The sequence below is a fragment of the Corynebacterium frankenforstense genome (assembly GCF_030211955.1).
Taxonomy (GTDB): Bacteria; Actinomycetota; Actinomycetes; order Mycobacteriales; family Mycobacteriaceae; genus Corynebacterium; species Corynebacterium frankenforstense_A.
This window is the reverse complement of the sequence record NZ_JASODI010000018.1, coordinates 30,398-52,262: the sequence shown is the minus strand read 5'-3', so window position 1 is coordinate 52,262 and position 21,865 is coordinate 30,398. Positions and strand designations below refer to the sequence as shown.

The 21,865-nt window shown below is 71.7% G+C and carries 21 protein-coding genes; 4 read left to right on the top strand and 17 right to left on the bottom strand.

Going from position 1 to position 21,865, the window contains the following annotated elements; genetic code table 11:
* Positions 1-83 precede the first annotated feature (83 nt).
* The 3 genes from rsrA to QP119_RS09430 all read right to left on the bottom strand — a co-directional run bounded on the left by rsrA (position 84) and on the right by QP119_RS09430 (position 1,746).
* Positions 84-365, bottom strand: coding sequence for a mycothiol system anti-sigma-R factor (gene rsrA, locus QP119_RS09440; RefSeq protein ID WP_284775610.1), 282 nt, complete (start codon positions 363-365; stop codon positions 84-86).
* A gap of 3 nt (positions 366-368) precedes the next feature.
* Positions 369-1,010, bottom strand: coding sequence for a sigma-70 family RNA polymerase sigma factor (locus QP119_RS09435; RefSeq protein WP_284775607.1), 642 nt, complete (start codon positions 1,008-1,010; stop codon positions 369-371).
* 61 nt (positions 1,011-1,071) lie between these two features.
* The gene (locus tag QP119_RS09430; protein ID WP_284775605.1) at positions 1,072-1,746 is read right to left on the bottom strand and encodes an SOS response-associated peptidase; all 675 of its coding nucleotides are present in this window, start codon (positions 1,744-1,746) and stop codon (positions 1,072-1,074) included.
* Between the two features lie 18 nt (positions 1,747-1,764).
* Between QP119_RS09430 and aroA the strand changes: the two genes are divergently transcribed.
* On the top strand, positions 1,765-3,099 hold the full coding sequence (aroA, locus tag QP119_RS09425) for a 3-phosphoshikimate 1-carboxyvinyltransferase (protein ID WP_284775603.1): 1,335 nt from the start codon (positions 1,765-1,767) through the stop codon (positions 3,097-3,099).
* Positions 3,092-4,105: a ribosome small subunit-dependent GTPase A gene (gene rsgA / locus QP119_RS09420; RefSeq protein WP_284775602.1), complete on the top strand. Its 1,014-nt coding sequence runs from the start codon at positions 3,092-3,094 to the stop codon at positions 4,103-4,105. The genes aroA and rsgA overlap by 8 nt, the downstream gene beginning before the upstream one ends.
* Positions 4,106-4,161: 56 nt before the next feature.
* Here the strand turns inward: rsgA and QP119_RS09415 are convergent, their stop codons facing one another.
* The gene (locus tag QP119_RS09415) at positions 4,162-4,668 is read right to left on the bottom strand and encodes a DUF6912 family protein (RefSeq protein ID WP_284775600.1); all 507 of its coding nucleotides are present in this window, start codon (positions 4,666-4,668) and stop codon (positions 4,162-4,164) included.
* 7 nt (positions 4,669-4,675) lie between these two features.
* Positions 4,676-5,086: an HAD-IA family hydrolase gene (locus tag QP119_RS09410; RefSeq protein WP_284775598.1), complete on the bottom strand. Its 411-nt coding sequence runs from the start codon at positions 5,084-5,086 to the stop codon at positions 4,676-4,678.
* A 137-nt stretch (positions 5,087-5,223) separates the two neighbouring features.
* Between QP119_RS09410 and QP119_RS09405 the strand changes: the two genes are divergently transcribed.
* Positions 5,224-5,853 carry a hypothetical protein gene (locus tag QP119_RS09405; RefSeq protein ID WP_284775596.1) on the top strand — a complete coding sequence of 210 codons (630 nt, stop codon included), beginning with the start codon at positions 5,224-5,226 and terminating at the stop codon, positions 5,851-5,853.
* Positions 5,854-5,856: 3 nt separating this feature from the next.
* Here the strand turns inward: QP119_RS09405 and secA are convergent, their stop codons facing one another.
* The 9 genes from secA to QP119_RS09360 form a co-directional block, all read right to left on the bottom strand.
* Positions 5,857-8,451, bottom strand: a complete 2,595-nt coding sequence (gene secA, locus QP119_RS09400; RefSeq protein WP_284775595.1) for a preprotein translocase subunit SecA — start codon at positions 8,449-8,451, stop codon at positions 5,857-5,859.
* A 335-nt stretch (positions 8,452-8,786) separates the two neighbouring features.
* Positions 8,787-9,464: a ribosome hibernation-promoting factor, HPF/YfiA family gene (gene hpf / locus QP119_RS09395; protein ID WP_284775594.1), complete on the bottom strand. Its 678-nt coding sequence runs from the start codon at positions 9,462-9,464 to the stop codon at positions 8,787-8,789.
* Positions 9,465-9,659: 195 nt separating this feature from the next.
* Positions 9,660-10,277: a ComF family protein gene (locus QP119_RS09390; RefSeq protein WP_284775593.1), complete on the bottom strand. Its 618-nt coding sequence runs from the start codon at positions 10,275-10,277 to the stop codon at positions 9,660-9,662.
* Between the two features lie 76 nt (positions 10,278-10,353).
* Entirely contained in the window at positions 10,354-12,081 is a 1,728-nt protein-coding gene (lpqB, locus tag QP119_RS09385) for an MtrAB system accessory lipoprotein LpqB (RefSeq protein ID WP_284775592.1), read from the bottom strand.
* Positions 12,082-13,827, bottom strand: a complete 1,746-nt coding sequence (gene mtrB / locus QP119_RS09380; protein WP_423777794.1) for an MtrAB system histidine kinase MtrB — start codon at positions 13,825-13,827, stop codon at positions 12,082-12,084. It lies immediately after the preceding gene.
* Between the two features lie 27 nt (positions 13,828-13,854).
* Positions 13,855-14,535, bottom strand: coding sequence for an MtrAB system response regulator MtrA (gene mtrA, locus QP119_RS09375; protein WP_284775589.1), 681 nt, complete (start codon positions 14,533-14,535; stop codon positions 13,855-13,857).
* 115 nt (positions 14,536-14,650) lie between these two features.
* The gene (locus QP119_RS09370) at positions 14,651-15,286 is read right to left on the bottom strand and encodes a dTMP kinase (RefSeq protein ID WP_284775585.1); all 636 of its coding nucleotides are present in this window, start codon (positions 15,284-15,286) and stop codon (positions 14,651-14,653) included.
* Positions 15,287-15,308: 22 nt separating this feature from the next.
* Positions 15,309-16,748 (bottom strand): adenosylhomocysteinase, encoded by a 1,440-nt coding sequence (gene ahcY / locus QP119_RS09365; RefSeq protein ID WP_284775583.1) that lies wholly within the window; start codon positions 16,746-16,748, stop codon positions 15,309-15,311.
* A gap of 106 nt (positions 16,749-16,854) precedes the next feature.
* The gene (locus QP119_RS09360) at positions 16,855-17,205 is read right to left on the bottom strand and encodes a hypothetical protein (protein ID WP_284775581.1); all 351 of its coding nucleotides are present in this window, start codon (positions 17,203-17,205) and stop codon (positions 16,855-16,857) included.
* Positions 17,206-17,423: 218 nt separating this feature from the next.
* Between QP119_RS09360 and QP119_RS09355 the strand changes: the two genes are divergently transcribed.
* Positions 17,424-18,092 carry a hypothetical protein gene (locus tag QP119_RS09355; protein ID WP_284775578.1) on the top strand — a complete coding sequence of 223 codons (669 nt, stop codon included), beginning with the start codon at positions 17,424-17,426 and terminating at the stop codon, positions 18,090-18,092.
* Between the two features lie 86 nt (positions 18,093-18,178).
* Here the strand turns inward: QP119_RS09355 and manA are convergent, their stop codons facing one another.
* The 3 genes from manA to QP119_RS09340 all read right to left on the bottom strand — a co-directional run bounded on the left by manA (position 18,179) and on the right by QP119_RS09340 (position 21,758).
* The gene (gene manA, locus QP119_RS09350) at positions 18,179-19,363 is read right to left on the bottom strand and encodes a mannose-6-phosphate isomerase, class I (RefSeq protein WP_284775576.1); all 1,185 of its coding nucleotides are present in this window, start codon (positions 19,361-19,363) and stop codon (positions 18,179-18,181) included.
* Between the two features lie 11 nt (positions 19,364-19,374).
* The gene (locus QP119_RS09345; RefSeq protein WP_284775575.1) at positions 19,375-20,325 is read right to left on the bottom strand and encodes a hypothetical protein; all 951 of its coding nucleotides are present in this window, start codon (positions 20,323-20,325) and stop codon (positions 19,375-19,377) included.
* A 65-nt stretch (positions 20,326-20,390) separates the two neighbouring features.
* Positions 20,391-21,758: a phosphomannomutase/phosphoglucomutase gene (locus QP119_RS09340; protein ID WP_284775571.1), complete on the bottom strand. Its 1,368-nt coding sequence runs from the start codon at positions 21,756-21,758 to the stop codon at positions 20,391-20,393.
* Between the last annotated feature and the right edge of the window lie 107 nt (positions 21,759-21,865).

Below are 21,865 nucleotides of genomic sequence, written 5' to 3'. Positions count from 1 at the left end.
CCCCAGAGGATCCCGGCCGCGCCTTCGTTTTATTGGGCGGGAGGGCGGAGCCGTCCCACCGCCGCGGAGCGGCCCCACCGCAGCTAGTTGTACCGCCGCACCGTGGTGACCCGCAGCTGGTAGGTCACCCGCTCGCGCAGCCGGCTCGGCGCGTGGTCCGCCCCGCAGCAGGTGCGCAGCAGCGTACGCAGCGCCTCCTCGAGCTCGAGGCCGGCCGCGCACTCGGGGCACGCGGTGATCTCCGCGCGCAGCTGCGCGCACTCGGCGGCGGTCAGCTCGTCGTCGAGGAGCGCGGCGAGCTTGCGCTCGACGCTGTCGCAGTCACAGGTGCACCCTTCGCCGTGCCGGTCGTGTCCGGACGTCATCGCTCACGCCTCCTGCTTCTTCGTCTTCGCGGCGTTCTCCGCCGGTTCGGCCATGTCGGGGTGGTCGAGCCCGATGCCGTGCTCGTGTGCCACCCCCTTCAACAAACCGCGCAGCTGTTTTCTTCCCCGATGCAGCCGGCTCATCACGGTGCCCAGCGGGGTGCCCATGATCTCGGCGATCTCCTTGTAGGCCAGCCCCTCGACGTCGGCGTAGTAGACGACCATGCGGTAGTCGTCCGACAGCGAGTTCAGCGCGTCGACGATCTCCTGGTCCGGGATGTTCTTCAGCGCCGCGACCTCCGCGGACTCCAGCCCGGAGGAGTCGTGCGAGGACGTCGTGTACAGCTGGTGGTCGGTCATCTCGTCGGTCGAGGTCTGCTGCGGGCGCCGCTGCTTCTTGCGGTAGGTGTTGATGTAGGCGTTGGTCATGATCCGGTACAGCCACGCCTTGAGGTTGGTGCCCGGTCTGAAGGAGCCGAAGGCCCGGAAGGCCTTCATGTAGGTCTCCTGGACCAGGTCCTCCGCGTCGGCCGGGTTGCGCGTCATCTTCAGCGCACCGCCGTAGAGCTGGTCGAGCAGCGGCAGCGCCTCGCTCTCGAAGCGCTCGCGCAGCCGCGTGTCGTCCTCGACGTCACTGTCCGCCATCTGCCGGGCCACCGTCCTTTCCACGGTCGGGGTCGGGGAACCATTCTAGGCCCGGGCGCGTCTACTCCGCCTCGACGGCGTCGAGGAGCCCGGGAAAGTCGTTGGAGACATTGCCGACGTCGCGTCGCACCGGCCGGACTTGAAGGTGCGCGCGCAGCGTGGGCACCGCAGGCGCCAGCATCTCCGTGGCGGACCCGGCCGAGCCGGTGCACCAGGCGGCGGCCGACGCGGCGTCGAGAAGCAACGGCATGCGGTCGTGCAGCCACTCCAACGGCCCGGCGGAGGCGGTGGTCACGATGGTGCAGGACAGCTGGTCCAGCCCGGTGTCCCACAGCCCGGCGACCCACAGCAGCCCGCCGTCGTCGCGGCTGATGAAGTGCGGCACCTTCTCGTGCCACTCGTAGTAGCCGTCCATGGGTATCACGCAGCGCCGCTTGGCGAAGGCGTCGCGGAAGGAGGGCTTCTCGGCGACGGTCTCGGAGCGGGCGTTGAACAGGGTCGGGCCCTTCTCGTCGCGCTTCCAGTGCGGCAGCAGGCCCCAGCGCGCCGGCTCCACCAGCGCCTCGGAGTTGGCCTCGCCGCCGAGGCGGACGACGGGGGCGATCTGGGTCGGGGCGATGTTGTAGCGCGCCGGCGGGGTGTCGCGCGGCGCACGCACCTCGGTGACGCCCGGCAGGGTGCCGACGGCGTCGAGGAGGCGCTCCCCGGTGGTGAACAGGACGAACCTTCCGCACATGCTCTCTATTATGGGGGTGTGAGTAAAAATGCCCCGCCCTGGCCCGCTCCCGCCGCCCGCGGCCCGGTCCGCTGGCGCCAACATGTACCCGGTTCGAAGTCCATCACGAACCGGGCGCTCGTGCTGTCCGCCCTCGCCTCCGGCCCCTCGGAGATCGCCGGCGCCCTGCACTCCCGCGACACCCACCTAATGGCCGAGGCCCTGCGCGCCATCGGCGCGCGGATCCACTCCGACGAGCCCGGTCACGGCACCGCCTCGACGACGGTGGCCGTCGACCCCGGCCCGCTGCGCGGCGGCACCGTCGAGTGCGGCCTGGCCGGCACGGTGATGCGCTTCGTGCCCCCGATCGCCGCGCTGACCCCGGAGGGCGCCTACGTGGTCTTCGACGGCGACGCCCAGGCGCGCCGCCGCCCGATGGGCACGATCCTCAACGCCCTGCGCGACCTCGGCGTGGAGCTCCACGGCGACGCGCTGCCCTGCACGGTGCGCGGGGGCGCGGCCCGCGGCGGCGAGGTCACCATTGACGCCTCCGGCTCCTCGCAGTTCGTCTCCGGGCTGCTGCTGGCCGGCGCCTGCTTCGAGGAGGGCATCACCGTGCGCCACCAGGGCGGGCGGCTGCCCTCGGTGCCCCACATCGAGATGACCGTCGACATGCTGCGCACCGCCGGTGTGCTCGTCGACGTCGACGGCGACGCGCAGACCTGGCGTGTGCACCCCGGGCCCATCGCCGGGCGGCGCTGGGTCATCGAGCCGGACCTGTCCAACGCCGCGCCGTTCCTCTCGGCGGCGGCCGTCACCGGCGGCACCGTGCGCGTCTACGGCTGGCCGGAGCGGACCACCCAGGCCGGCGACGCCATCCGCGGCGTGCTCGAGGCCATGGGCTGCACGGTGAAGCTGGTGCCCGGCGAGTCCGGCGGGCCGCACGCGCACGACCTCGAGGTCACCGGCCCGGCCGGCGGGCACCTGAAGGGCATCGAGCTCGACATGTCCGACTTCGGCGAGCTGACCCCCACCGTGGCCGCACTGGCCGCGCTGGCGCAGTCCGAGAGCCGGCTGACCGGCATCGCGCACCTGCGCGGCCACGAGACCGACCGGCTGACCGCCCTGAGCACCGAGATCAACCGGCTCGGCGGCGACTGCAGCGAGCTCGACGAAGGCCTGCTCATCCGCCCGGCATTCCTGCACGGCGGGGTCTGGCGCTCCTACGCCGACCACCGCATGGCCACCGCCGGCGCGGTGCTTGGCCTGCGCGTCCACGGCGTCGAGGTCGAGGACGTGCAGACCACCGCCAAGACCCTGCCTGGCTTCCAGATGATGTGGCAGACCATGGTCGACGAGGGGTGCCGTGCCTAGGCGCCACTACGACGAGTCCGACGTGCACGTGCGCCCCGGCAAGGGGTCACGCCCGCGCACCAAGAAGCGCCCGGCTCACAAGGACGCCCTCTTCGGCATGGTGGTCACCAAGGACCGCGGCCGCTGGGGCGTGGTCCTCGACCGGGACCGCGACGCCGACGACCCCACCCGCGTGGTGTGCATGCGCGCCCGCGAGCTGGGACGGACCCCCGTCGAGGTCGGCGACCGCGTCGGCGTGGTCGGCGACACCTCCGGGCGGGAGGGGACGCTCGCGCGCATCGTCAAGCTCGACGAGCGGACCAGCGTGCTGCGGCGCACCGCCGACGACACGGACTCCTACGAGCGCACCGTGGTGGCCAACGCGGAGCTGCTTCTCATCGTCTCCGCGGTGGCCGATCCCCCGCCGCGCTCCGGGTTCGTGGAGCGTTCGCTGGTCGCCGCCTTCGTCGGCGGCATCGAGCCGGTGATCGTGCTGACCAAGTCGGACCTGGCCGACCCGAGCGTCTTCGCCGCGGAGTTCGCGGACCTGGACGTGCCCGTGGTCGTCTGCGGCGTCAACGACCCCCTCGACCCGCTGCTCGAGCGGATCTCCGGGCGGGTCTCCGCCCTGATCGGGCACTCCGGGGTGGGCAAGTCCACGCTGGTCAACCGGCTGCTGCCCGAGGCCGACCGCGCCACCGGCGAGGTCTCCGGGGTAGGCAAGGGCCGGCACACCTCCACCCAGTCGGTCGCGCTGCGCCTGCCGCGCGAGGCCGGCGGCGGCTGGATCATCGACACCCCCGGCATCCGCTCCTTCGGGCTGGCGCACGTCTCCCCCGACGACGTCATCGCGGCCTTCGAGGACCTCGCGGCCGCCGCGGAGGACTGCCCCCGCGGCTGCACGCACCTGGGTCCCCCGGCCGACCCGGAGTGCGCCCTCGACGGGCTGACCGGGGCGGGCGCGCGCCGCGTGGCGGCCGTGCGCCGGCTGCTCGAGGCGCTGCACTCCAACGTCGACTGGGAGTGAGGCGTGGTGGACTCCGTCCACCACCCCGGAAAAGGAATCACCGGGCGGCGGGAGGGCTAGAGCAGCTCGATGAGGACCGGCAGCTCGGAGGGGTCGTAGAACGCGAGCCAGTTGTCCTGGGCGTCGCCCACGGTCAGCTCCGCGTCCTCGTCGCCGAGGTCCGCGGCGTCGATGGCCTTGACCGCCCTGGCGGTGGCCTCCTCGGCGTCGGGCACGTCGACGTGGATCGCCGCGACGTCGTCGAGCTCCACGGAGGCCGGCTCGAGGCGCACCACGGACTCGCCGTTGTCCGGCACCGGGGTCACGTGCGCGTCGTCGACGTCGGCGGAGACGACCACGCGGCGGTGCGGGAACTTCGCCACGTCGCCGACCGCGAGCAGCCGCAGGCTGGCCAGGGCGGCCTGGTCGAAAGCGACGTCGGAAAGTTCCTCCTCGTCGCCCGCGGTGTAGAACTCGCGCAGGGCGTCGGTGACGGCGAAGGCCCAGCCGCTGCGGGCGTGGATGACGCCGGACTCGTTGAGCTCGGTCAGGGTGCTGAAGGTCGCGGGCAGGTAGACGCGCATCGGTGGCCTAGAACTCGCCGTCGATGTCGAACAGGCCGGTGATCTCCATGACCGCCCGGTCGAAGGTCTGGTACATCACGCCGACCAGGCCGGACTCGACGGCGGCGCGCACGTTGACGATGGAGTCGTCGACGAAGACGCAGTCCTGCATCGGCAGCTCGAGGGCGTCCGCGGCGGCCTGGAAGGCCTCCTCGGCGGGCTTGTCCACGCCGATCTCCCCGGAGAGCAGCACGGCGTCGACGATGCCGCGGTACTCCCACTCACGGATCGGCTCGGCACCCTGGCCACCCGGGTCGTTGGACAGGATGGCGGTGGCCACCCCGTTGGCCCGCGCCGCGGCGAAGAGGTTGCGCCAGCGACGCTGCTCCTCCTCGTCGCCGTCCAGCACGCCCACGTAGTCGACGATCAGTCCTCGCACGCTCTCACAACCCTTTCCGGTGGTGGTCTCGCCGGCCGCCGGCGTCGCGCGCCCGGCCGCTTTTCGTGTCACAATGATACCCAGCCCACCCCCGCCCCGCCGCCCGGGTCGCCCGCGCGACGAGGAGACAGACCACCATGTCCGCCGACACCGGCGCGCTGGTGCCCCTGCCGGGCACCGCCGTGCTCATGATGCTCGACCCGCACGCGGTGGCACCCGGGCGAGCCGAAACCGCCGAGCCCACCGGCCCCGCCGAGCGAACCGAGACCACCGGGCCCACCGGCCCGCACGCCGCGGGGCCACACCGGCGCGGGGCGCCGCCGAGGGCCCTGCCGGGCACCCCCGGGGCCGGCGCCCCGCGCCGCCTGGCCCTGACACGCGTCACCCGCGCCCTGCACGTCATCTTCGGCGTGCGCGGGCCCCGGGCCCTGGAGTCGGCCGCCTACGGCCGCCAGGTGCGCCTGCACGCCGCCGCCCGCCGCGCCGAGCGCGCCGGCGCCTCCCCCGCCGCACCTCGCGCCGCGGCCGAGGTGCGCGTCCTCACGCTGCACCTGCGCCCGGCGCCCGCGCCGGGCGCCGCCCCCGCAGACACCGCGCGCACGCCGCGCCGCAGAGACGGCGACGCCCCCGCACCCGGGCGGGGTGCGGGGGCGTCGGAAATCGACGGGCGCGTGGAGGTCTTCGGCTCCTGCCGCGTCGACGGGCGCGTGCACGCCTTCGTCGCCTGCCTCGACGGCGGGCGCCTCGACGTGCTGCGCGTCGGCTGAGAGTCAGTCGCGCGTGGCCGGGCCCTCGGTCTTGGCGGCGGGCTCGGCCGGGTCCGACTCGGTGGCGCCGGACTGGGCCTCCTGCTGCTCGAACTGCTTGCGCAGCAGGAACAGCTGGCGGACGGTCTCCTCCTTGATCGCGTCGTTCATCGCGTTGAAGAGGTCACCGCCCTCCTTCTGGTACTCGACCAGCGGGTCGCGCTGCGCCATCGCGCGCAGGCCGATGCCCTCCTTGAGGTAGTCCATCTCGTAGAGGTGCTCACGCCACTTCTGGTCGATGACCGGCAGCAGCACCATCCGCTCGACGGCGCGCATGCGGCCCTCGCCGCCGAGCTCCTCGACCTTGGCCTCCAGCGAGTCGTACTGGGCGTTGACGTCGGCCAGCACGGCCTCGCGCAGCTGCTCGGCGGTCAGCTCGCCGGCCGGGCCGTACTCGTCGCCGTCGATGAGGCTGCGGTAGCTCATCGTCGGCCCGTAGAGGGACTCCAGGGCGTGCCACAGGCTGTCCAGGTCCCAGTCCTCGACGAAGCCGGTGGCCGTGGCACCGTCGACGTAGGCGGAGACGGTCTCGTCGATCATCTTGCGGATGTAGGTCGAGATGTCCGCGGCCTCGAGCACCTCGTTGCGCTCGCGGTAGATGACCTTGCGCTGCTCGTTGAGCACCTCGTCGTACTTCAGGACGTTCTTGCGCATCTCGAAGTTCTGGTTCTCCACCTGCGCCTGGGCGCCCTTGATGGAGTTGGAGACCATCTTCGCCTCGATCGGCACGTCGTCCGGGACGTTGAGGCGGTTCATCATGTTCTCCATGGCCTGGCCGGCGAAGCGGACCATCAGGTCATCGCGCATGGACAGGTAGAAGCGGGTCTCGCCCGGGTCACCCTGGCGTCCCGAGCGGCCGCGCAGCTGGTTGTCGATGCGGCGCGACTCGTGGCGCTCGGTGCCCAACACGTAGAGGCCGCCGGCCTCGCGCACCTTGTCGCCGAGCTTCTTGGAGCGCTCCTGGGCGGCGGGCAGCTCCGCGTCCCAGGCCTCCTGGTAGGCTTCCTCGTCCTCGACGGGGTCCAGCCCGCGCTCGCGCAGCTTGATGTCGAGCAGGATGTCCGGGTTGCCGCCGAGCACGATGTCGGTGCCGCGGCCGGCCATGTTGGTGGCCACGGTGACGTTGCCGGGCAGGCCGGCCTGGGCGACGATCTGCGCCTCCTGCTCGTGGAACTTCGCGTTGAGCACGTTGTGGCGGATGCCGCGGTGCTGCAGCAGCTGCGAGAGGTACTCGGAGCGCTCGACGGAGGTGGTGCCCACCAGGACCGGCTGGCCGGCTTCCTGGCGCTCGGCGATGTCGTCGGCGACGGCGGCGAACTTGGCCTCCTGCGTCTTGTAGACGCGATCGGAGTGGTCGACTCGCTGCTTCGGCTTGTTGGTGGGCACCTTGACCACGTTGAGCTTGTAGATCTGGTTGAGCTCGGCGGCCTCGGTCTCGGCGGTGCCGGTCATGCCGGCCAGCTTGTCGTAGAGGCGGAAGTAGTTCTGGAGGGTCACGGTGGCCAGGGTCTGGTTCTCGTTCTTGATCTCCACCCCCTCCTTGGCCTCGATGGCCTGGTGCATGCCCTCGTTGTAGCGGCGGCCGGCCAGGATGCGCCCGGTGAAGCTGTCGACGATGAGCACCTCGCCGTTGCGGACGATGTAGTCCTTGTCGCGCTCGAAGAGCTCCTTGGCCTTCAGCGCGTTGTTGAGGTAGCTGACCAGCTGGGAGTTCTCGGGGGCGTAGAGGTTGTCGATGCCGAGCTGGTCCTCGACGAACTCGACGCCGGCCTCGAGAACTCCGACGGTGCGCTTGCGGCGGTCCACCTCGTAGTGGACGTCGAGCTGCATGCGCGGGGCCAGCTGGGCGAAGACGGTGTAGTACTGCGAGGAGCCCTCGGCCGGACCGGAGATGATCAGCGGGGTGCGAGCCTCGTCGATGAGGATCGAGTCGACCTCGTCGACGATGGCGTAGTGGTGGCCGCGCTGCACGCAGTCGTCGAGGCTGCGCACCATGTTGTCGCGCAGGTAGTCGAAGCCGAGCTCGTTGTTGGTGCCGTAGGTGATGTCGGAGTCGTAGGCCGCCTTGCGGGCCTTGCGGTCCAGGTCCGGCAGGATCACGCCGACGGACAGACCCAGCCAGCGGTGCACACGGCCCATCCACTCGGCGTCGCGCTTGGCCAGGTAGTCGTTGACGGTGACCACGTGCACGCCCTTGCCCTCGAGAGCGTTGAGGTAGACCGGCAGCACCGAGGTCAGGGTCTTGCCCTCACCGGTGGCCATCTCGGCGACGTTGCCGAAGTGCAGGGCCGCGCCGCCCATGATCTGGACGTGGTAGTGCTTCTGCCCGAGCACGCGCCAGGAGGCCTCGCGGGCGGTGGCGAAGGCCTCGAGGAAGATGTCGTCGAGGCTCTCGCCGTCGGCCACGCGACGCTTGAACTCGTCGGTCTTGGCCTTGAGCTCGTCGTCGCTGAGGGCGGCGTACTCGTCCTCGAGGGCGACGACGTCGTCCGCGATCTTCGACAGGCGCTTCACTGTCCGGCCTTCGCCGGCGCGCAGAAGCTTGGACAGTCCAAACACGTCTACAGGTCCTTCGTTACATGGAATCTTCCGTTGTGCGCTCCAACATTGTACGCACGCGGCGGCGCGAGCCCTTCCGCGTCCGCCGAGTCTAACGGCCGGCCTGCCCGCGCACACAACGGGCGGCTGTGGGTTTCATGCACGGCAGGGGTGAAATTGACGACGCCGCATCCGTCGCGCGCCCCGGCGCCGCCGCGGCCGGGGCGGCGTGATCCGGAGCGGGGACGCACGAGGGCCGTGGCCCGCCACGGTGGGCGGGCCCCGGCCCTCGGGGCGCTCGGCGCGGTGCCGGCGGGCGCCCGGCGGCGCCGCGCGGGGTCACCGCGCCGGGTGACTCACTCCTCCTCGGTGAGGGTGATCAGGCCGTAGTCGAAGGCGTGGCGGCGGTACACCACGGACGGCCGGTTGTCCTCGGAGTTGACGAAGAGGAAGAAGTCGTGGCCGACGAGCTCCATCTCGCTGAGCGCGTCGTCGACGGTCATCGGGTTGGCCGGGTGCTCCTTGGTGCGCACCACGCGGCCGGGCAGGATCTCCTCGACCTCGTCGGCGTACGGGTCGACGTCGTACTTGCCGTGCTGCTCCTTGGCCTTGTTCGCCTCGGCGACGAGGTCGGCCGCGATCTGGCCGGTGCCCTTCGGGGCGCGGTGGCCGGACTGGGCGATGGAGCGACGCGCCTTGACCTTGCGCAGGGAGCGCTCCATCTTCGCCAGGGCGGTCTCGAGGGCGGCGTAGAAGCTGTCCTCCTTGGCCTCGGCGCGGGCGATGTGGCCCTTACCGGTCGCCGTGATCTGGATGCGATCGCACTCGGCCTCCCGCCGCGGGTTGGGCTCGTACTGCAGCTCAACGTGGAAGAAAGTCAGGGTGGGATCGAGACGCTCGATCTTGGCGAGCTTGGAGTTGACCCGTTCCGCGAAGTGCTCGGGCACCTCTACGTTGCGCCCGGTGATGGTCACCTGGGCGTCGGGGCCGAGAGCCTCGGTGGTGTTCTCGGCGCTGTCAGCAGAGTTCGACATCTGCTTTCCTCCCTCAGAATAGGCGGGACTGTAGGTCACCTCCCATGCTACCTTTGACGCGCGCAACAGTGTCCGGGCCCTCTCCCCCACGGCGGCCCCGTCCAGGAGCAATGCGGGCACATTCACACATCTTTCGGGCCCGACCACCCCCTACGGAGGGTGGCCCCCGGTCCACCCCTCCGCCCCCGGTGCCGCCTACGCCGCCGCGAAGGCCAGTGCCCCGCGCACCTGCGCCCCGGCGAAGGTCAGCTTCGCGCAGGCCGCCGCGAGTGTGGCCCCGGTGGTCACCACGTCGTCGACGAGCACCAGCTCGCCGGCCGGCACCGGCCCGCGCAGGCGCACCCTGCCCGCGAGGTTCGCCCGACGAGCCGCAGGTGACAGGCCCACCGAGTCGCGCACCCCGCGGGCATGGGAGAGCACCGCGGCGGTGGGCAGCCCCGTGGCCCGGCAGGCGTCGGTGACCGGGTCGCCGCCGCGCAGGCGGGCCGAGCGGGCGGCCGTGGGCGCGGGCACCAGCACCGGGTGCTCGCCGACCTCGCCGCGGGCCGTCAGCGTGGCCACCGCGGCGGCGAGCACCGCGCCGACCCAGCGGCGCACGGTGCGGTCGCCGCGCTCCTTCATCGCCAGGATCACCGAGCGGCGCGTCTCCGAGTAGGGCCCGAGCGCCCAGACCGGCACCCCGGACTCCACCCGCGGGGAGACCCGCTGCGGCGGGGCTGCCAGCTCGGTGCGGCAGCGCGCGCAGAGCACCTCGCCCGGCGCGCCGCAGCCGGCGCAGCGCCGCGGCAGTAGGAGCTCCAGTTCCGGCAGCATGGTCCCCCCTCGGTCCCCGGCAGCGGGCGCCGGCCCGCCGTCCCCTCTGCCCGCGGAACCTACCGCAGCGGCGGCGTCAGTGCGCGACGACCGGGGCGGAGCGCACGCCCTGCAGGCCGGGCACCTCGCGCCAGAAGGCGCTGTCGGAGGTGCCGTTGGCGGGCAGCTGGCGCATGGCCAGGGCGTCGGTGAGGTAGAGCGTGTTCTGCCCGGAGGCGACGGCCACCACGGGCGCGGTGACGTTGCCGGAGGGCAGCGAGACCAGCGAGGAGCCGTCCTGCTCGACGCGCCACAGCGGCGACTCGGCCGAGGAGGTGCCCACCACCAGCGAGCCGTCGGCCTGCCAGTCGAGGGAGACGGCCGTGCCGTCGAGCTGCGCGGCGATCTCGGTGACGTTGACCACGCTGCGCTCGCCGTTGGGGCGCTGCGCGACGACGCCGAGGTAGACGCGGCCGTCGACGATCATGGCCACGCGCACGCCGGTGCGCGACAGCTGCAGCACGGAGATCTCCTCGTCGGCGCTGTCGGTCTCGCCGAGGCCGTCGACGCGCACGGAGGTGCGCGCCACCGCGCCGGTGGAGTTCGAGCGCACCAGGCGCACCACGTCGTCGCCGTCGACGACGGTCCACGCGCCGGCGGCCTCGGGCTCGATGGTCGGCCGGGTCAGCGTCTGGCCGGTCAGCTGGCGGGTCAGCCCGTTCTCGGTGCCGCCCATCCACAGCTCGTTGGTGTTGCCGCGGCGGCGCACCACGGCGGCGACGTCCTCGACGGAGACGTCCGCCGAGGCGATGTCGCCGGCCGTGCCCAGCTCGCCGGGCACCGGGTCGGCGCCGGCGCCGGAGACCTTCAGCAGGTTGCCGTCGGAGAGCGCGTAGAGCGGGGCGACGGCCGCCGACCCGATCTCCGGGTTGAAGGCGGCGAAGTCGTCGGTGGTCAGCTCGCGGTAGCCCTCGGCCAGCGGGGCGCCGTCGGCCTCGATGGTGTACGGGCCGGGGATGTCGGCCTCGGCGAGCGTCCAGACCAGCTGGGCGGCAAAGGCGATGCGCTGCTCCGGGCTCATCGAGCCCATGCCGGCGAAGCGGTAGACGCCGTCCTCGGTGCCCAGGAAGCTGGCCTCCTCGGGCAGGTCGTGGCGCACGCCGGGCTCGAGGCCGGAGGCCGGGCCCTGCACGAGCAGGTTGATCAGGGCGGCGTCCTGGGCGCGCTCGCCGGAGTAGACCCAGCGGCGGTCGCCGACGAGCACGCGCCCGGCGGGGTCGAAGAAGAAGATGCGGTGCGGCTCGTAGTTGTTGCGCAGCTCGGTGCGCTCGAAGACGACGCCGTCGGGCAGCGCCGTGATTCGCCACTGGCCGTCGTCCTGACGGCGCAGCGTCACGCTGGCCTCGTAGGTGCCGTTGTCCGGGCTGTAGGCGCCGTCGGAGTCGAGCCGGCCGATGACGGTGCCGCGCACGTCGAAGGTGCGCTCGTCGGCGTTGGCGCCGGCCTGGGTGTTGATGTCGATGCGGTCGACCACCAGCGTGGACTCCTGCGGGGTCCAGCGCTGGGCGACGCCGCCGGCCAGGTAGCCGCGCGCAGCCTGGTAGTCCTGCGTCGGGCGGGCAGCTGCGGTGTAGAACTCGCGCAGCAGCAGGTCCGGCTCCTGGTCCGGGGTGGGCCCGAGGTCCTGTTCGGTGCGCTCGTTGGGCGCGAAGGGGCGCAGCGCGTTCGGCTCGGAGTTGCGCGGCAGCGAGCTGCACGAGGCGAGCATGACCGCGCAGGTCACCACGGCCACCGCGGCGCGCAGTCGGGTTCGGCGGTTTCGCACTCAGTCCTCCTCGTCGCTTTCCGCGGCCCCGTCACCCGGCGTCTCCGGTTCCGTTCCCCCGGGCGCGGGGGCGTCTTCCGGGTCAACGGTGCGCTCGGCGCGCTCCTCGGCGGTCGGCGCGGCCGCCTGCGTGGCAGGCGCCGCGGGCGCCTGGGCGCCCGACGGTGCGGGAAGTGCGACGGTGCCCGACGCGGCGTCGTCAATCTCCCCGGGCTCCCCGTCGGATCCGGGGGCGCGCAGCGGCAGCGGTTCCTCGGTGTACTCGGCCATCGGGGTCAGCGGCAGCACGAGGCGGAACTGGGAGCCCACACCCTCGGTACCGGCGGCGTCGATGTGCCCGCCGTGCAGGTGGGCGTCCTCCTGGGCGATGGCCAGGCCGAGGCCGGTGCCGCCGGAGTGGCGCACGCGCGAGGGGTCGGCGCGCCAGAAGCGGTTGAACACGAGCTCCTCCTGGCCCTCCTTCAGGCCCACACCGTGGTCGGTGACGGTGACGGCGAGCGCCTCGTCGTTGGCGGCCCAGTTGATCTCGACCGGCTGGGACTCGGAGTGGTCGACGGCGTTGGCCAGGAGGTTGCGCAGGATGCGCTCGACACGGCGGGAGTCGCCGGTCACCCGCAGCGGCTCGGCGGGGCCGCGCAGGCGGATCTCGGTGCCGACCTGCTCGGCGATGGGCTCGACCTGGCGGACGGCCTCGTCGACGCTCATGCGGATGTCGAAGAGGGACTCGTTGAGGTCGGCCACGCCGGCGTCGTGGCGCGAGATCTCCAGCAGGTCGGAGAGCAGGTCCTCGAAGCGGTCGAGCTCGCTGGTCAAAAGCTCCGAGGCCCGCTTGGTCGCCGGGTTGAACTCGTCGTTGTGCATGGCGATCATGTCGGCGGCCATGCGCACGGTGGTCAGTGGGGTGCGCAGCTCGTGGGAGACGTCCGAGGTGAACTGGCGCTGCAGGTCGCCGTACTCCTTGAGCTGGCTGATCTGCTTGGACAGCGACTCGGCCATGGAGTTGAAGCTCATGGCCAGGCGCGCCATCTCGTCCTCGCCCTCGACTGACATGCGCTCGCGCAGGTGGCCGGCGGCCAGGCGCTCGGCGATGCGGCTGGCCGAGCGCACCGGGGTGATCACCTGCTGGGCCAGCAGCCACGCGATGCCGACGAGCAGGACGATGAGCACCACGGCAGCCGCGGAGATCAGCCCGCGCATCAGCGCCATGGTCTCCTGGTCGTTCTCCATGCTCATCACCAGGTAGACCTGCAGACCCGGGATGTCGGAGTCGGTGGGCGTGCCGATGACCAGCGCCGAGTAGGTCGAGCCGTCGGTGCGGTTGACCTCGGTGAACTGGTACGAGATCTGGTTCTGGTCTACGTAGTAGCGCAGCCGCTCCGGGATGCGGTAGCCCTCCGGAGAGGTGGTCACGGTGCCGTCCTGATTGGCCACGAGCAGCACCGGCTCGTAGAGGGCGGCCGGCTCGTCCTGGGAGGCGCGGTTGGTCAGCGCGGCGCGCGCGGAGTTCAGCCGCGACTGCACCGAGCTGCTCGCGCCGGTGGCCGAGATCTGCTCCTCGACGGCGAGGCGGGCGCGGTCGATGTCCGAGTTGGCCGTGTCGATCTTCGCGTCGACGAGCTGCTGGGTGACCACGGAGACCATGGACAGGCCAAGGACGATCATCACCACGGTCGTGGCCACCACGATGGAGCCGATGACGCGGACCTGCAGCGAGGTGCGCCACGACTCGGCGACCGTGGCGCGCAGGGAGGCGAGTTTCTCCCGCAAGAGGCGCTACTCCCCCACGCCGCCGGTCTTGTAGCCCACACCCCGCACAGTCAGCACGATCTGCGGGTTCTCCGGGTCCTTCTCGATCTTCGAGCGCAGCCGCTGGACGTGCACGTTGACCAGGCGGGTGTCCGAGACGTGGCGGTAGCCCCAGACCTTCTCCAGCAGCTCCTCGCGCGAGAAGACCTCGGTGGGGCGCCGTGCCATCTCGACGAGCAGGTCGAACTCGAGCGGGGTCAGGTTGATCTCCCGCTCACCGCGGCGCACGGTGTGGCGCGGGACGTCGATGACCAGGTCGCCGACCTCGATGGACTCGGAGGGGTGGTCGTCGCTGCGGCGCAGGCGCGCGCGGATGCGCGCGATGAGCTCCTGCGGCTTGAACGGCTTGGTGATGTAGTCGTCCGCGCCGGTCTCGAGACCGAGGACCACGTCGACGGTGTCCGTCTTCGCGGTGAGCATGACGATCGGCACGGTGGAGGTCTCGCGGATCGCCCGGCAGATGTCGATGCCGTTGATGCCCGGGAGCATCAGGTCGAGCAGGATCAGGTCCGGGTCCTCGCGCTCGAAGGCGGGCACGGCCTCGGAGCCGTCCATGACGGCCACGGGGTCGAAGCCCTCGCCCTCGAGCACGAGCGTGAGCATCTCGGAGATGGCCGGGTCGTCATCGACGACGAGGATCTTCGGCACGGTGAGCCACTCCCTGCTGTCTGGAGCCGCCGGCGGGCCTTCTCGGGTCCGCCGGTGCGGCGCGCGGATAAGTCTTTAGTCTTTCTCTGACAGATCCGCGCCGCCGGGTGCGTGGTCAGGCCAGGCCAGCGGCGGCGAGGATCTTCGCCGGATCCGACGTTACCAGCCAGGGCCCGCCCCACCGGCGATCGGCGAGGCGCAGGTAGGCCTGCCACGTGCGCTCCTGCAGCCCGGAGTCGCGCTCGTAGCGGTCCCGGGTGCGCGAGGCGTCGGCGGCCTCCCGGCCGCGGGCGCGCTCGGCGGCGGTGGCCGGGTCGGTGTCGAGCAGGACGGTCAGGTCCGGCCGCGGCAGGCCGAGGCGGGAGAACTCGAGCTCCTCGACCCAGTCGACCGCGGCCTCGTCGCCGGTGCGCGCCCAGGAGTAGGCGGCGTTGGAGGCGACGTAGCGGTCGCAGATGAGCACGCCGCGCCCGGCGGCCGCGTCCGGCGCGGCCGGGGCGCCGGCGCTTGCCGACGCCGCGCGGAGCCGGTCACCGGCGCCGTGGCGGTCCAGGGCGAACAGCGTGGCCATCGCGTAGGCGGAGTCGGTCAGGTCTCCCATCCGCCCGTGCAGGGCCTCGGCGGCCAGCTGGGCGTGGACGGACTCCGCGTAGCGGGGGAAGGCGAGCACGTCCGCGCCGGTGGCCTCGACCAGCCCGCGCACGAGCGTGTTCTTGCCGGCCCCGTCGAGGCCCTCGACTGCGATCAGCATCTGCCCGGTCTCCTCCGCGGACTCAGTAGCGGTAGTGCTCGGGCTTGAACGGGCCGGCGACGTCGACGCCGATGTACTCGGCCTGCTCCTTGGTCAGCTCGGTCAGCTCGCCGCCGAGGGCCTCGACGTGGATGCGCGCGACCTTCTCGTCGAGGATCTTCGGCAGGCGGTACACCTCGTTGTCGTAGTCGTCCGGGTGGGTGAACAGCTCGATCTGGGCGATCGTCTGGTCGGCGAAGGAGTTCGACATCACGAAGCTGGGGTGGCCGGTGGCGTTGCCCAGGTTGAGCAGGCGGCCCATGGACAGCACAATGATCGCGCGCCCGTTGGGCAGGTGGAACTCGTCGACCTGCGGCTTGATGCTGGTGCGGGTGACGTCGTCGCGGTGGATCAGGCTGGCCATGTCGATCTCGTTGTCGAAGTGGCCGATGTTGCCCAGCACCGCGTGGTCCTTCATCTTGAGCATGTCGTCGAAGGAGATGATGCCCAGGTTGCCGGTGGCGGTGATGACGATGTCGGCCTCGGCGATGGCGTCCTCGACGGTGACCACGGGGAAGCCCTCCATCAGGGCCTGCAGAGCGTTGATCGGGTCGGCCTCGGTGACCTTCACGCGCGCGCCCTGGCCCTTCATGGCCTCCGCGCAGCCCTTGCCCACGTCGCCGTAGCCGCAGATGAGCACGTTCTTGCCGCCGATGAGCATGTCGGTGGCGCGGTTGATGCCGTCGATGAGGCTGTGGCGGGTGCCGTACTTGTTGTCGAACTTGCTCTTGGTGACGGCGTCGTTGACGTTCATCGCCGGGAAGGGCAGCAGGTTCTCCTGTGCGAAGTGGTAGAGGCGGTGGACACCGGTGGTGGTCTCCTCGGTGACACCGCGGATCTCGGCGGCGGCCCGGCGCCAGCGCTCGTTGTCCTGCTCCAGGGCGCCGCGCAGCATGTCCTTGAAGGCGATCTCCTCGTCGGAGTCGGTGGCGTCGGCCGGCGGCACGGCGCCGGCCTGCTCGAACTCGACGCCCTTGATCACGGCCATGGTCGCGTCGCCGCCGTCGTCGAGAATCATGTTCGGCTCCACGCCGTCACCCCAGGTGAAGACGTTGAGCAGGCAGTCCCAGTACTCCTCGAGGGTCTCGCCCTTCCAGGCGAAGACGGGCGCGCCCTGCGGGTCCTCGGGGGTGCCCTCGCCGACGACGACGGCGGCGGCCGCGGCGTCGTCGGTGGAGAAGATGTTGCAGGAGGCCCAGCGGACCTCGGCGCCGAGCTCGAGGAGGGTCTCGATGAGCACGGCGGTCTGCACGGTCATGTGGATCGAACCGGCGATCCGGGCGCCGGCGAGCGGCTTCTCCTGGCCGTACTCCTCGCGCAGGGCCATCAGGCCGGGCATCTCGTGCTCGGCCAGGCGGATCTGGTGGCGGCCGGCCTCGGCGAGCGAGATGTCGGCGATCTTGTAGTCACTGACCGTGGTCATCAGGCGGTTCAACTCCTCGGGGTTCGTTCGGGGTATTCAGACTTCCCCCAACCATAACCCCGCCCCGGGCCGCCCGCCCGTGCCCGACGTGCCGCGGGTCAGCGGATCAGCTGAGCGCCTCAATGAAGACCTCGAGGTCCTCCTCTACCTCGGCGGCCTCGAGCACCGCGCCGGCGGCCTCGGAGAGCTCCTCGGAGTCGGTGCCGATCAGGCGGCGGATGAAGGGGTGCTCGTCGGCGATCGCACCGGCGGAGAACGGCGCGCCGGCCCAGATGGCGGCGACGGTGGCCGCGGCTTGGCCGTTGATGATCTCCTCCTCGGAGGCCTCCTCGGACTCCGCGAGCACGCAGGCGTCGCGGACGGCCTCGACGACCTCGTCGTCGTCGAGGTCGTTCAAGTCATCGAGAAACTCCTCGTTGACGTCGTCTCCGAGAATCTTCACGTCCCAGGCACCCATGAGGCCCACCTCTCCGGTCGATGCCCGCCGGGAAGGCGCAAGCATAGCGTCAACCCCTTGCCCCGACGGCGATTTCTGATATGTTCGTTATCACGTTGTGACCTTAGGCGGTCGCAATAGAACCCGGAGCGTCGGGCGGCGCACCGCCGCCGGGGGCTCGAGGCCCTGTACATGGCCTGTTATACCTGGAGACAATGGGAAGCGAAAGTGGTGCGTCTGTGAGAGGCGAGACGAAGAAGGTGATCACCTTCATCGGACTGGGCATCGTCGCCGCCTTGGCCGTCGGTCTACTCGTCTGGCAGTTCAACACGCCGTTCTCCAGCAGCTCTGCCGAATCCGGCTACTGCACCACCAACGGGCACCTGACCGCCGCCAGCGAGGAGGTCCGCGACCGCGACGAGGAGGAGCCCGTCGAGCACGAGTCCGGCGCGGACACCGAGGGCGGCCAGACCACACACGCCGAGGCCGAGCACCAACCCGTCGCGCCGGCCGACGACCCGCTCCTGCCGCCGCACGCAGTCTCCCCGGACCGCGGCGCCCAGGCCTCCGCGCCGACGCGCTACTACCGTCCCACCAACGTCGGCGAGCCCACCCGCACGACGCAGGGCGGCGAGGCGACCACCGCCGCGGAGCCGACCCCCGGCAGCTCCGCCCCCTCGACGTCGCAGCCGGCCACGCCCACCCCGTCGGCCGAGCTGACCCCGGGTGCGGGGCAGACCGAGGACGACATGGGTATCCACCGCACCGAGGCGCCCCAGCCGACCGGCGAGACCTCCGGGCGCGGCGGCCTGCCGGAGCCGGTGCCGTCCCTGGCGGTGCCGACCACGGGCCTGGACTCGATGGACTTCCCCCGCATCGACGAGTGGTCCCTGCCCCCGCGGGGCTGACCACTCCCCCGACCGGGACATGACGAAGGGCGCGGCCGAAAGCCGCGCCCTTTCTGCTGCGCAGTCGCGCCGCCGCCGGAAGCGCCCTAGCAGCGCACCCAGACCAGCTGGCCGGGGCCGGTGACGGTGACCTCCGGGTCCTCGGCGGCCAGCCACAGCGCGTCGCCGGCGCTGAGCTTCTTGTCCGCGACCTCGAGATGGCCGTTGGTGCACAGCAGGATCGACGGGGCGTCCTGGTCGATGCGCCAGCCGTCGGCCGGCGGGTGGCCGACGGTGATGACGAAGTCGGGCACCGGCACCGGGTAGTTCACGGAGCCGGCCGGGCCCTCCTGGCTCGGCACCGGCACCACGCGCGGGTCGGCCAGCGGGGTGAAGTCGAGGACGCGCACCAGCTCGGGCACGTCGACGTACTTCGAGGTCAGCCCGCCGCGCAGGACGTTGTCGGAGTTGGCCTGGATCTCCACGCCCATGCCCTGCACGTAGGCGTGCAGCTGCCCGGCGTCGAGGTAGATCGCCTCGCCGGGGCGCAGGGTGACGTGGTTGAGCAGCAGGGCACCGAGCACCCCGACGTCGCCGGGGTAGCGCTGGTTGAGGTCAACGACGGTGCGCAGCACGTCGGCGATCCAGTCGTCCCGCCGTGCGCGCACCCGCGCCTTGGCGACGATCGCGTCGATCAGCTCGCGGCGCGTCTCGCCGGGGATGGTGATCCAGGTGGTGAACAGGCCGCGCAGGTCGGTCTCGCCGTCCGGGCCCGGGTCGAGCATGGTCAGGTAGCGGTCGCACTCGGGGCAGTCGAGCTCGGCGAAGAGCTCGCGGGTGGCCTCGACGGGGCGGAAGCCGGCCATGGCGCGGAACTCGGTCAGCGCGATCATGATCTCGGGCTTGTGGTGCGCGTCGCGGTAGTTGCGGTTGGGCGCGTCGATGGGCACCCCGGCCTCGTTCTCGCGGGCGAAGCCGGCCTCGGCCTGCTCCGGCGAGGGGTGGGCCTGCAGCGAGAGCGGCTGGTCGGCGGCGAGGATCTTGACCAGGAAGGGCAGCTGGCCGTCGTGGGCGTCGGCCACGCGCGCGCCGAGCGCGGCGCGCGGGTCGGCGGCCACCACGGCGTCGAGAAGCTCCCCCGAACCGGCGAGCTCGGACGGGGAGGCGGGGTGCGCGCCGTACCAGAGCTCGGCCTCGGGGCGCTCGGAGGGCGCCTGCCGGCCGCACAGCGCGGGCAGCAGCGTGCGCGAACCCCACGGGTACGCACGGATGGTTCCGTTGAGCAGATCCATTGTGTACTCGATTACCTCCGGTGGAACGCGGTGGCGGCGAAACCGCGGGTGATCAGGCGCAGAGCGCGCGCCGCCGGGCCCGTGGCCGCGTCCTCGGGCGCGTCCTGGGCGATGGAGTCGGGCAGGCCGGACTCTTTGGCCGCCCATACGACGACCCTCAAAGGTATCACCCCGTCGTCGCCGTCGATCAGCGGGTCGTGGAAGATGTCGCGCACCGGCGCGGTGGCGGCCAGCTCGGCCGGCCCTGTCACGCCCGAGTAGACGCCGCGCGAGGACCACAGCGCGGCGACCACGCCGGCGACGGCGCGGCCGGTCCGGTCCAGGCCGGTGTGCATCACGCGGTGGCCCTCGACGGCGGCGGCCAGGTTGCGGGCGGGGTTGACCACCTCGTCGCGCTCAGGCACGAGCGACTGCAGCTCCTCGTCGACGAGGTCGGCGGTCATCGACAGCGCCTCGGTCACGGGCGCGGCGTCGCGGTGTAGCAGCTCGAGAGCGGTGTGCACGGTGCCGAAGGCGCGGGCCGGAGAGTCGCCCGAGGCGCCGGCCGGCGGCTCGAGCACCACGGCGGAGTCCGGGGCGTCCTCGATCAGGGGCCCGTCGGCGGGACCGGCCAGGACGATCGGGCAGCCGCGGCGCGCGGCGACGGCGCAGGCCTCCTCGAGGGCGACGCCGGCCTCCGCGTCGGGTTCGCCGAGCACGACGACGAGGTCGAGCGGGCCGGCGTAGGCCGGCAGCCCGCGGGTGACCACGACGGGCACCCGCAGCGGGGCGTGCAGGTCCGCGGCCGCGCCCGCACAGCGGGCGGCCAGCTCGTCGGCGGCGACCACGATGACGCTGCGCGGATCGAGTCCGCGCAGGTCAACGCGGTGGGCGAGGGTGACCAAAGTGCGCACCTGCGCCCCCTCGTAGGCGGCAGGCAGAAACAGCCGCGACTCGTCCGCGGCCGGGCCCTGGAGATTCATGGCCCCCAGGATAGCGGCGCCGATTGACAGTACGGTGGGAGAAACCGTGGTGCCGGCTGGTGAAATCAGCCGCGCACGATACCGAGGATCTCCTCGACGACCGCGTCCACCTCGTCCTTCGTCGGCGCCTCGACGTTGAGGCGCAGCAGCGGCTCGGTGTTGCTGGCGCGCAGGTTGAACCAGGCCTTGGAGTCCTTCAGGTCCACGGTCACCCCGTCGAGGCGGTCGACGCTCTCGGTGCGGTCGGCGAAGGCCTCAAGCACCTTGGCGGTGGCGGCGGCCTGGTCCTCGACGGTGGAGTTGATCTCGCCGCTGGCGGCGTAGCGGTTGTACTTCTTCATCAGCTCAGACAGCGGCTTGTCCTGCTCGCCGAGCGCCTTGAGCACGTGCAGCGCGGCCAGCAGGCCGGAGTCGGCGTTGAAGAACTCGGTGAAGTAGTAGTGCGCGGAGTGCTCGCCGCCGAAGACCGCGTTCTTCTCCGCCATGGTGGCCTTGATGTAGGAGTGGCCCACGCGCGTGCGCACGGGCGTGCCGCCGTTGGCCTCGACCAGCTCGGCCACGGAGCGCGAGGTGATCAGGTTGTGGATGATCGTGGCACCCGGGTGCTCGGCCAGGTAGTTCTCCGCGATGACGGCGCAGATCGCCGAGGGCGAGACGGCCTCGCCGCGCTCGTCGACGACGAAGCAACGGTCGGCGTCGCCGTCGAAGGCCAGGCCGATGTCGGCGCCCTGCTCGACGACGAAGCGGCGCAGGTCCTCGAGGTTCTTCGGGTCCAGCGGGTTGGCCTCATGGTTGGGGAAGGTGCCGTCGAGCTCGAAGTAGAGGTCGCGCACGTCCAGCTCGGCGCGGTCGAGCACGGCCGGAACGGTCAGCCCGCCCATGCCGTTGGCGGCGTCGACGGCGACGGTGAGCTTGCGGATGCCGTCGAGGTCGACCAGCCCGTTGAGGAAGGCGGAGTAGTCGGCCAGCACGTCGCGCTCGGTGATCGTCCCGGCCTCGCCGTCGAAGGCGGGCACGCCGTTGATGAGGTCCTCGGTGATCACGGCCAGGCCGGAGTCCTGGCTGACCGGGCGCGCGCCGGCGCGGCAGAGCTTGATGCCGTTGTAGCGGGCCGGGTTGTGGCTGGCGGTGAACATCGCGCCGGCGCAGTTCAGCGAGCCGGAGGCGAAGTAGAGCTCGTCGGTGGAGGTCAGCCCGAGGAGGATGACGTCGACTCCCTGGGAGGTAGCGCCCTCGGCGAAGGCGCGGGAGAGCTCCGGGGAGGACGGGCGCATGTCGCGGCCGACGGCCAGGGTGATCTCGCCCTCCCCGCGCAGGATGCGGGCGTAGGAGGCTCCGACGTCGCGGACGAAGTCCTCGTCGATGTCCTCGCCGACGACCCCGCGGACGTCGTAGGCCTTGATCACGGAGGTGACCGCGTCGCGTGTGCGCATCTGCTGCCTTCTTCCTGCTCGCCCGGGCCCACGGTTACCGGCCCGGCTGACGGTGTCGCGCCCCGCGCGGCGCGGGGCAGTGCTGGTGGGAGATGTTACGGCAGTGA